This is a genomic window from Sphingobacterium sp. SG20118, from assembly GCF_044740685.1.
Taxonomy (GTDB): domain Bacteria; phylum Bacteroidota; class Bacteroidia; order Sphingobacteriales; family Sphingobacteriaceae; genus Sphingobacterium.
The window spans coordinates 2,145,438-2,157,029 of sequence record NZ_CP172826.1; the positions used below are offsets into that span (position 1 = coordinate 2,145,438).

Genomic DNA, 11,592 nt, shown 5'->3' on the forward strand with positions numbered 1-11,592 from the left:
AGTCAAAAATTTTTAGGTTTTACGAATATAGTGTATTTTCTACACTATTGAAATTATTTTTTATTTTTTTGTTTCAACAAAAATTAAGGTAAAGTTATTAACTTTATAGCATAAGCTACATATTCAACTCATTGGTTTCAGTAAAGATATTAAATTAGAAAAAGGTTTGTATACAACATTTACAGTCGATTGTGTCATTTTTGGATTTTATGAAGGGGAACTACACGTTCTGCTAACAGAGAGAAATGAATATCCTTTTAAGGATTGGTGGGCATTGCCTGGTTTTTTTGTTAATAATGATGAAGAAATGGAAGATGCCGTTAAACGGATATTATATGAGAACACAGGTCTTAAAGACGTATTCTTGGATCAATTATATGCTTTTGCAGGCTTGAAGAGACATCCTCAGGGAAGGATATTAACTGTAGCCTATTATGCGTTGCTACAATTGGATAAAACTAAAATTAAACTTAAGCCAGTAACGTCTTATATGCGTCAGGCTAAATGGTTTCCATTGAATAAAGTGCCTGATTTGGCTTTTGATCATAGCACAATTTTAAAACAAAGTGTTGAAAAACTGCGTCGCAGGATTGCTAATACACCGATAGCTTTTGAACTTCTTCCTGATAAATTTACGCTAACTCAACTGCAATTGGTCTATGAAAGTATTTTAGGTAAAGAGTTGGATAAAAGAAATTTTAGAAAGAAAATGATAAATTACGGCTTTCTTAAAGAGTTAGATGAGGTACAAAAAGGTGTCGCTTATCGAGCGGCGAGACTTTATAAACTTGATAAACGGAAGTTTTTAAAACAATTTCAAAATAGTATAACCTTTTAGTTTTTGGGTTTTATAAAATAAAAAAGTGCAAATCATTTGATTTGCACTTTTTTATTTTATAAAAATTGACGTTCCGCTGACAAAAAAATTGCGGCTGTTTTCGTCTTTTTGTATCTTTGACCAAATGTTATATAAAGTCAAAAGTTTAAAAGGAAAGTATGTTGTCAAATATAGATAGTAAAAAGGATCTTATTATTGCGGCTGCTTTAAGAAGATTTGCACATTTCGGTTTTTCGAAGACTGCTATGAATGAAATTGCTGAGGATGTCAAAATTACGAAAGCCAATCTGTATTATTATTATGCTGATAAAGCTTCGCTCATTCATGATGTTGTTTTAAAGGTTACAGATGATTTCATCAAGTTGGAGCAAGATTTGATAGAGAAGTCTGATTCTCCAATAATTGAGTTATTATTAGAGCTATTGGAATTAAGGTCATCCTTTATCGAGCGTCATTATATGTTACACATGAATGAAAATATGGAATGGATCAAGGGAGCATCTCTACAGACATTGATGCGCGATATTCATGCTAAGCAAATCGTTCAAGTGAGTAAATTGTTGCAGAAAGGTGTGAGTAGGAAAGAGTTGGCAATTGCTGATATAGATAAGACAAGTGAAACTTATGTTTATATCATGAAAAGTATAGGGCTGATAGGTATTCTTCCAGATGTTTTTACTGGAATACCTACTCAATGCAATGTGGGTGAAGTTTTACAGAAGCAAAAAGAAGCAACAATATTAATATACAACGGATTAAAGTTTAATTAAGGTTTCGAACAATTATAAAAATGAAAAGAATAAAAATCGTAGGGGTGCTTTTAGCAGCTTTGTTCTCAGTGAATTTTTTGCATGCGCAAGAGATTTTGACTTTGAATCAGGCACTTAAATATGCGCTCGAAAACAAAGCTGAGGCGAAAAAATCTACACTTGATTTAGAAAATGCCCAATACCAAATAGATGAAGTTAGAGCAGGAGCACTTCCACAGATTAGTGGATCCGCATCACTTAAGTATAATGTATTGATTCCTGGAATGGCGTTAGAAGCTGGTGGAGTGACTCAGATTATCAAGATGGGACAGCCTTGGAATTCTAATGCAATGCTTTCTGTTAATCAGCAGCTTTTTAATCAGTCATTATTTACAGGCTTAAAGGCTGCAAAAACAACAAAAGAATTTTATTTGATTAATAAAGACTTATCTGATGAACAATTAATTGAAAAAGTGGCTAATGCGTATTATGATGTTTTCCAATCTCAATTGCAGTTGCAAACTGTTGAAGATAATTTAAATAGTACGACAAAGACACGCGGTGTGATTGCGGGTCTCATTCAGGCCGGTTTAGGAAAGAAAATTGATTTGGATCGCACAAGTGTTGCTGTCAATAATCTAAAAGCAAATAGACAAATATTGGTAAATGCATTGGAATTGAAAGAAAATGCATTAAAATTTGCTATTGGTATGTCGATGGACCAGGAAGTGATTCTGCCTAATGAAACATTTGAAATAAATCCATCTACAGCAGACTTGCTAGCTTTGGATTTGTCATCAAGAACAGAAGTTCGATTGTTGGAAAAACAACATCAACTTTTGGAATTAAATCGGGATGCCATTAAAGCTGCTTATTATCCAAATTTATCATTTGGTGGAGATATTGGTTATACCGGTTTTGGGACTAAATTTCCTTTAGGAGGAAGAAATTTTAGCTGGAACTCTACTTCGGGACTAGGTCTTAACCTTTCTATTCCAATATTTACAGGTGGTGCAACTAAAGCAAAAGTTAATCAAGCGACGATTCAATTGAAACAAGCTCAAGTAGATTTAGAAGATACAAAACTTGCTTTAAGTCTAGCAAATGAAAATGCTAAATCACAGATTACAAATAGTTTATTGACAATAAATAATAATCGTGCGAATGTGAATTTAGCAAAAGAGGTGTTGGATGATACGCAGAATAATTATAAGAATGGACTGGCAACTTTGACAGATCTTTTGGATGCGGAGAATGCATATGCTGATGCACAAAATAACTTAAGTACTTCATTATTGAATTATAAAGTTGCTGAGGTACAGTTGATCAAAGCAAAAGGGGAATTAAATACATTATTAAATAGCAAATAGTAACCGATTTATATGAAAAAGATATTTATAACAGGAGTCATTGTAATTGCTGCTTTAGCAGGAATTATGTATGTGTTAAACAATAACAAGAAAGAAAACGATTCACAAACAGCTGTGGTGGCACAAAAAAATGCAGCAGTAGCTGTGCGTGCGACCGAAGCTGGTATCAAGGAAGTTAATAATGTATATGTTACTAATGGTACTTTCTTACCAAAACAAGAGGTAAAGCTATCAGCGGAAGTTGCCGGTCGAGTTGCACGTGTTCTCGTAGAAGAAGGCGCTTATGTAAAGACGGGACAGACTTTAGCTTTTATTGAAGGTGATAAACAGAATGTTAGTGTTATTAATGCACAAGCCGTTTATGAAAACGCCAAGAATGAGGTTGCTCGATTTGAAAGTGCATTTTCTACAGGGGGAGTTACTAAACAACAATTGGATCAAATGAAGTTACAATTGGAAAATGCTAAAAACAATTTGCGTTCTTCTCAAATTTCGGCTTCTGATGTGAATGTAAAAGCATCTTTTCCGGGTATCGTTAATCGTAGAAGTGTTGAACCTGGTGCTTATGTAAGTCCTGGTAATGAATTATTCGAAATTGTAAATGTTTCTTCTTTGAAATTGAAAGTAAACGTTGATGAAAAGAATATTGGTGCAATCAAATTGGGTCAAAATATTAAAGTAGAGTCAGCTGTACTTGCTAATCAAACCTTTCAGGGTAAAGTTACATTCATAGCGCCAAAGGCAGATGGGAGTCTTAATTTTCCTGTAGAATTGGAAATCAACAACAATGCCACGCATGACTTAAAGGCAGGTATGTATGGTACTGCATATTTTGGAGATGGTCAAGTATCTAATGCTTTGGTCGTACCAAGAGATGCTTTTGTAGGTTCTGTAAGTTCAAACCAAGTGTTTGTTATTAAAAATGGTAAAGCTGTTCTTACAAAAGTGACTTCCGGTCGTGTGTTTGGAGATCAAGTTGAAATCATTTCTGGAATTGAAAGCGGAGAGCAGGTTATTACGACAGGACAGATCAATTTATTGGACGGTACTGCAGTAGAGGTTATTAAATAATTAACGCAAGTTTTAAATGAAAATTTCTGAAATATCTATAAAACGACCGAGTATCATCATTGTCATATTCTTATTATTAACAATTGGTGGTATAGGGTCTTATTTAAATTTGGGGTACGAATTAGTTCCTAAATTTGATGTGAATGTGATTACGGTACAAACGGTTTACCCTGGTGCTGCTCCATCAGAGGTGGAAACTTCTGTTTCTAAAGTGATAGAGGATGCTGTATCTTCTTTGGAAAACGTAAAAAAAATCGAAACAAAATCAATGGAAAGTGTTTCGGTCGTTATGATTACACTGAATACGGGAGCGGATGTCAATTTTCTATTGACAGATGCCCAGCGTAAGATTAATGCTGTTATTAATGATTTACCTGAAGATGCTGAAACTCCCTCTTTGAGTAAATTCTCTTTAGATGATGTGGCAATTATGAACTTGTCGGTAACATCTAGCTTATCTGAAAAAGAATTATATGATTTATTGGATCAAAAAATTCAACCTGTTTTTGCACGTATATTAGGGGTTGCTAAAATCGATTTAACTGGTGGTGAAGAGCGAGAAATCCAAGTTAGTGTCAACCCTGAAAAACTAGAGGGATATGGATTGACTATAAGTGATGTTCAGAAAATTATAGCTTCTTCTAACTTGGATTTTCCAACTGGAAGTATTAAGTCAAGAAATAGTCAAACAACCATTCGTTTATCGGGTAAATTTACTTCTTTAGATCAGATGCGTAACCTTCCGATTACGACGCCTTCAGGTGTCTCTATTCGTTTGAGCGATATCGCAGACGTGCAAGATGGTATTAAGGATATCGAGAAAATCTCTCGTATAGATCAGAAAAACACAATTTTGATGCAAGTATTTAAACAGTCCGATGCAAATGCGGTGGCCGTTTCTAAACTTGTTAAGGAGACTATTGCAGTTGTTGAAAAAGATTATGCAGAGCAAAAAATCAAAATCGACGTAGCGAGTGATTCAACGGATTATACTATCAATGCGGCAAGTAATGTGATGCATGATTTGATGATTGCCGTTGCATTGGTAGGTTTTATTATGCTGTTTTTCTTGCATAGTTTACGAGATGCCTTTATAGCAGTTGTGGCGATACCATTATCATTGATAGCAACTTTTATTGGTCTATTTGTCATGGGCTATACGTTAAACCTGATGTCCTTATTGGGGCTATCGCTGGTGGTGGGGATTTTGGTCGATGACGCTATTGTTGTAATCGAGAACATCCATCGTCATATGCAGATGGGTAAAAGTAAGGTTCGTGCAGCTTATGATGGTGCTGCAGAAATTGGTTTTACAGTAACGGCTATTACACTGGTAATTGTTGTTGTATTTTTACCGATTGCCCTATCAACAGGTTTGGTTTCGGATATTCTTCGCCAGTTCTGTGTGACAGTTATATTTGCAACGTTAATTTCATTACTTGTTTCCTTTACGGTTGTACCTTGGTTATACTCTCGATACGGAAAATTATCGCATATCAGTAACGACACATTCTTTGGTCGTATTTTAGAGAAATTTGAAGCTGGGTTGCAGAAATTGACACACGGGATATCAGGTATACTGGAATGGTCACTTCATAGTAGAAAGAATAAGGTTATTACCTTACTGCTTACGATAGTTATGTTTGTTGCATCATTAGGGCTATTGATCAAAGGTTATATAGGAACAGATTTCTTTCCAGGGAATGATAAAGGTGAATTTTATCTACAATTGGAATTAAATAAAGATGCTTCTATTGAGCAAACCAACTTTATGACGCAGAAAGCAGAATCTTATTTAGCTGGACGACCAGAAATCGAACGCGTTATTACCACTGTTGGTCAAGCTTCGGATGGTATGATGGCCGGTACATCAGGTACAAAATATAAATCGGAAATGCAGATCTATTTAAAGGAGGGGCAAAATAAACTAGAATCAACGAAAGTCTATTCGGCTAAGTTGAAGAGAGAAATGGAAAACCACTTGGTAGGAGCAAAGGTGAAAACGGTATCAATTGGTATCATGGGTGCGGAACAAGCTCCATTGAATCTTACTGTAATTGCATCTTCACAAAAAGATGCATTAGAGTTTGCTGATAAAGCTGCGGCATTGTTACGTAATATTTCTGGAGCCACCGAGGTAAAATTAACCTCAGAAGATGGTAATCCTGAAATCAATGTACAGTTGGATCGTGATAAGATGAATGCACTAGGTCTAAATGTAGCTACAGTGGGTATGACTATGCAGACTGCTTTCTCAGGTAATACAGACACAAAATACCGTGCTGGAGATACGGAATATGATATTAATATTCGATACGATGAATTTGGAAGAGGTAGTATGGATGATGTGAAAAACCTGAAATTTATCAATGCAAAGGGTGAGTCGATTAAATTAGAGCAATTTGCGGATATTGGATATGGTTCTGGGCCTACTTTATTGGAACGTCGCGATAAATCTCCTTCGGTTTCTGTTCAAGCACAAGTAGTAGGAAAACCTGCAGGAACGATTGCTACCGAATGGGAAGCAGAATTCAGTAAATTGAAATTAAAACCTGGTGTCTCATTCAAATGGGGTGGTAACATGGAGAATCAACAAGAGGGATTTGGCACCTTGGGTATCGCTCTATTAGCATCTATTGTATTGGTATACTTTGTTATGGTTGCTCTTTATGATAGCTTTGCCACACCATTTATTGTCTTATTCTCGATTCCATTATCTTTCATTGGAGCATTCTTACTGTTAGCATTGACCAACCAAACATTAAATATCTTTACAATTTTAGGTATTATTATGTTGATAGGTTTGGTCGCAAAAAATGCTATCATGCTGGTTGACTTTGCAAACCATAAGAAAGAGGCTGGATTTAATACTTACGATTCTCTAGTAGCAGCAAATCATGCACGTCTACGTCCGATTTTAATGACGACGATTGCGATGGTGATTGGTATGGTGCCAATTGCAATGGCACAAGGGGATGGCGCAGATATGAACCGCGGTATAGCGATTGTAATTATTGGTGGTTTGTTATCTTCGTTATTCTTAACATTGATTATTGTACCTGTCGTTTATTCGATTTTTGATGGAATACAAAGGAAATTTGGTAAGCACGAGAAAGTAGATTACGAGGCAGAAATGGTTGCGGACTATGTACCAAGCGATGACTATGTAGATGAGATGTCTACGAAGCACTAAAATATAAGTTAAATCAAATAAAAAAGCCCTGCTCAATCAGCAGGGCTTTTTTATTTTGGTATATTTTATATTGTTTTAATGTTAAATTTTGATAAAATAACATAAGGCAACCGATTGCATATAAAAAATTGCTACTTTTGTTCTGATTATTTAACTAAAAACGTAAAATTATATTATGTGTGGTATAGTTGGTTATACAGGTCCTCGTCAAGCTTTTTCAATTGTTCTTGATGGACTAAAGAGATTAGAGTATCGTGGATATGACAGTGCAGGAATAGCACTGCTTCAGCAAAATAAACTGGCTGTTTTTAAAAAGGCTGGTAAAGTAGCAAATTTGGAAACGGCAGTAATTGATCATGATGTCAGTTCCCATACTGCAATTGGACATACAAGATGGGCTACTCATGGTGAGCCTTCGGATGTAAATGCACACCCACATTATACACCAGATGGTCAAATAGCAATGATACATAATGGTATTATTGAAAATTATCAGACCATTAAAAATGAATTGCTAAGTAAAGGGTATGAGTTCAAAAGTGATACTGACACCGAAGTTTTACTCTATTTTATATCGGAAATCAAACAGAAAAATAATTGCAGTTTGGAGGAGGCGGTTCGGATAGCACTAAAGCGTGTTGTGGGAGCTTATGTCATCTTGTTGATCGAACCAGAACATCCAGAAACTATTATTGCTGCCCGTAAGGGTAGTCCATTAGTTATTGGAATAGGGAAAGGAGAACACTTTTTAGGTTCTGATGCTTCACCGATGCTTGCTTATACCAATGAGGTGGTTTATATAAACGATTATGAGTTGGCGATTGTTAAACCAAATGAACTTATTCTTAAAAATTTGGGAAATGAACGCGTAACCCCCTATGTTCAAAAATTGGATCTGGAGTTAGCCGCCATTGAAAAGGGAGGATACGAGCACTTCATGTTAAAAGAGATTATAGAACAGCCTCAGGCTATTTTTGATTCAATGCGTGGAAGACTAGATTTGGAAAAATTGACGATCACGTTGAGTGGTATTGAACAATATGCCGAGCAGATTTGCAAAGCGAATCGTATTGTTATTGTTTCATGTGGTACCAGCTGGCATGCTGGACTCATAGCGGAATATCTAATCGAAGAACTTTGTAGAATTAATGTTGAGGTAGAATATGCTTCGGAATTTCGTTATAGAAATCCTATCGTGAACGAGGGAGATGTTATTTTGGCTATATCGCAAAGTGGTGAAACGGCAGATACATTAGTAGCACTGGAAAATGCTAAAAGTAAAGGAGCCATTATTTTAGGTGTGGTCAATGTAGTAGGTTCATCTATTGCCCGTTTATCACATGCGGGAGCTTATACACATGCTGGACCAGAGATTGGTGTCGCCAGCACGAAAGCATTTACGGCGCAATTAACGGTATTGGAATTAATTGCACTCAAGATTGCACATATCAAAAAAACTATCGACCAAGAGCGGTATGCACATTTGTTGAAGGAATTGAGCGCGATACCAGATAAAGTACAAAAAATCTTGGATACACAGATTCCGAAAATTAGAGAGATTGCACGGAAATATAAAGATGCCCGAGATTTTCTATATTTAGGAAGAGGTTATAATTTCCCTATTGCCTTAGAGGGTGCTTTAAAATTAAAAGAGATTACCTACATACACGCTGAAGGTTATCCCGCAGCAGAGATGAAACATGGACCTATTGCATTGGTTGATGAAAATCTACCGGTTGTTTTTGTGGCAACCAAAGATCGATATCACGAGAAGATTGTTAGCAATATTCAGGAAGTAAAAGCAAGGAAAGGTCATATCATTGCTGTGATAACAGATGGTGATGAGACGTCGAAAGCGTTAGCAGAAGATTATATTGAGATCCCTGATGCGGATGAAATTGTTGCGCCAATTCTTTCTGTTATACCCTTACAGTTGTTGTCTTACTATATGGGCGTGGAGCGTAATCAAGATGTTGATAAGCCTAGAAATTTAGCAAAATCAGTTACTGTTGAATAATGATACATGAGCAAGATTAAAAAAGGAAATATTAATCGCTTGGGTTTTGACTTTATTCCTGAAGAGTTTGTTTCGAATGGTAGAGATGAAAATTATTTAAGGTTTGAACAAAACCCCAAGTTAGATTATAGGAAGTTGACTCCAGAAGAAATTGTCATTTTAGTTCAGAATGATAATCGTGCTGATGATTGGGGCAATATACAAGTGAGTACATCATTTATACCCAATCAAATTAAACATAATAATTTCTTTGGATTGGTGCGGATTGGTGATATGGCACCTATTTATCTAGAATATCGGAACCTGAAGTTAGAATCCGGAATTTACAACAGCACAATTGTGAGCTGTGATTTAGGTGATCATGTTGCGATTCATCATGTCCGCTATATGGCACATTTCATTATTGGTAACGAGGTACTATTGAGTAATATTAGTGAAATGGAAACTAGTAGTACTGCTAAATTTGGAAATGGAATATTAAGGGAAGGAGAAGTCGAGCAGCTGCGGATTGCTTTAGAGTTATGTAATGAAAATGGTATTAGGTCCATTTTACCTTTTGATGGCATGCAGGCTGCAGATGCTTATCTATGGACAAGAAATAGGCAAGATCATCAATTGCAGAAGCGGTTTAAAGAAATTACTGAGAAACGATTCACTAAAACCCGTGGGTCATATAGTGTCATTGGAGATCGTTGCATTATCAAGAACTCACAGAATATAAAGAATGTAAAGATCGGTTCAGACGCCTATATTAAGGGTATCAATAAACTCAAAAACTTGACCATTAACTCTTCTCCGGAGGCCTACACACAAATAGGCGAAGGGTGCGAGTTGGTGAATGGTATCGTCGGTTATGGCTGTCGCATTTTTTATGGTGTAAAAGCCGTACGTTTTGTTCTTTCGTCATTTTCTCAATTAAAATATGGGGCACGTCTTATTAACTCATTTTTAGGTGATAATTCGACAATTTCTTGCTGTGAAGTTTTGAATTCATTGATTTTCCCAGCGCATGAGCAACATCATAATAATTCGTTTTTATGTGCTGCAATGATAATGGGACAAAGTAATATGGCAGCAGGTGCTACTGTTGGTTTCTAACCATAACTCTAGAGCTGCAGATGGAGAGATTATAGCAGGACGTGGGTTTTGGCCTGGTCTGTGCGTGAGCCTAAAGCATAATTCAAGATTTGCCTCATACACACTTTTGGTGAAAGGTGATTTTCCTTATGAAATGGATATCAAAATTCCATTTTCTTTGGTGAATAATGATGTTAAGAATGATAAGTTGACAATCATTCCAGGTTATTGGTTTATGTATAATATGTACGCACTCATTCGCAATGCAAATAAATATGAAGTGAGAGACAAAAGGTTGTTGAAAAATCAATATTTAGAATATGATATTTTAGCTCCCGATACGGTAAACGAGTTATTTAATGCTATTAAAATGATTGAACATGCTGTAGGGTCGGATGATAATACGGAATTACAGTTATCTCAAGAGGAGGTTATACATAGAGGAAAAACTAAATTAACTCATGGTGGTGACCAAGTGCCATCAGTGGTTCATATGTCAGGTTTTGAACATTCGAAACGAAAAGTTGAAATCGTGAAAATTCAGGAAGCTTATTCTCTTTTTAAGCGTTTTATCAAGTATTATGGCACTATTCATCTCATCGATTTTTTAATTAAACATCGTTATGAAGATTTGCGTATTAAGATGCGCGATTGTCAACGTAAGGATTGGGAAAATATTGGAGGACAATTAATTGAGAAGGATGCTATACAGCATCTTTTAAATGGAATTAAATCTGGTGAAATTGATCATTGGGAGGATGTACATAAGAATTATCATGAACTCAGTAGGGGATATCCCGAAACTAAGCTTGCACATGCTTTAGCCTCCTTGCTTGAAATAACAGGAGAGTCAGCAGAAACACTTAATGTTGAGGTCATAAAGTCTTGGCTAATTGAAGCTATTGAACACAAAAGGTGGATGGTAAAGGAAATTTACGAGAGCAGGGCTAAGGATTATCAGAATCCTTTTCGAAATATGGTGTATAATAGTACAGAAGAACGCGATGTTGTTGTAGGGAGTTTAGAGGATAATAGTTTTATATTACAGCAACGGCAAGAACTTATTGATTTTGAAATGAGTGTTTTTGCATTAATTGCAAAATATTCAATGCCTTAAGAATTCGAGTGTAGAGCTCAATTATTGCTGTGATAATTCTTGTTTGAAGTATATTGGAAATAATTTTATATATCAACGGTTATATGATGATCAAATTTCTTGATTAGTAGTAATTAGTTAAATACATGTATAAAGTAAGTGTGCTTAATTACATACTTGT

8 protein-coding genes are annotated in these 11,592 nt (G+C 35.7%); all 8 read left to right on the forward strand.

The features are described 5' to 3' along the window. Window positions 1–166: 166 nt before the first annotated feature. The 8 genes from ACFX5U_RS10070 to ACFX5U_RS10105 all read left to right on the forward strand — a co-directional run bounded on the left by ACFX5U_RS10070 (window position 167) and on the right by ACFX5U_RS10105 (window position 11,432). Window positions 167–838, forward strand: a complete 672-nt coding sequence (locus ACFX5U_RS10070; protein ID WP_081918356.1) for an NrtR DNA-binding winged helix domain-containing protein — start codon at window positions 167–169, stop codon at window positions 836–838. Between the two features lie 158 nt (window positions 839–996). Then, entirely contained in the window at window positions 997–1,608 is a 612-nt protein-coding gene (locus ACFX5U_RS10075) for a TetR/AcrR family transcriptional regulator (protein ID WP_400263350.1), read from the forward strand. A 20-nt stretch (window positions 1,609–1,628) separates the two neighbouring features. Then, the gene (locus ACFX5U_RS10080) at window positions 1,629–2,957 is read left to right on the forward strand and encodes a TolC family protein (protein WP_400263351.1); all 1,329 of its coding nucleotides are present in this window, start codon (window positions 1,629–1,631) and stop codon (window positions 2,955–2,957) included. A 12-nt stretch (window positions 2,958–2,969) separates the two neighbouring features. Continuing rightward, window positions 2,970–4,028, forward strand: a complete 1,059-nt coding sequence (locus ACFX5U_RS10085) for an efflux RND transporter periplasmic adaptor subunit (RefSeq protein WP_038698191.1) — start codon at window positions 2,970–2,972, stop codon at window positions 4,026–4,028. Between the two features lie 16 nt (window positions 4,029–4,044). Then, a complete protein-coding gene (locus ACFX5U_RS10090; RefSeq protein ID WP_400263352.1) occupies window positions 4,045–7,221 on the forward strand; it encodes an efflux RND transporter permease subunit in 3,177 nt (1,058 codons plus the stop codon). Window positions 7,222–7,396: 175 nt separating this feature from the next. After that, window positions 7,397–9,238 carry a glutamine--fructose-6-phosphate transaminase (isomerizing) gene (gene glmS / locus ACFX5U_RS10095; RefSeq protein WP_038698195.1) on the forward strand — a complete coding sequence of 614 codons (1,842 nt, stop codon included), beginning with the start codon at window positions 7,397–7,399 and terminating at the stop codon, window positions 9,236–9,238. 6 nt (window positions 9,239–9,244) lie between these two features. Then, the gene (locus tag ACFX5U_RS10100; RefSeq protein WP_400263353.1) at window positions 9,245–10,336 is read left to right on the forward strand and encodes a DUF4954 family protein; all 1,092 of its coding nucleotides are present in this window, start codon (window positions 9,245–9,247) and stop codon (window positions 10,334–10,336) included. Then, window positions 10,317–11,432 (forward strand): hypothetical protein, encoded by a 1,116-nt coding sequence (locus tag ACFX5U_RS10105; RefSeq protein ID WP_400263354.1) that lies wholly within the window; start codon window positions 10,317–10,319, stop codon window positions 11,430–11,432. Before ACFX5U_RS10100 ends, ACFX5U_RS10105 begins: the two co-directional genes overlap by 20 nt. Window positions 11,433–11,592 lie beyond the last annotated feature (160 nt).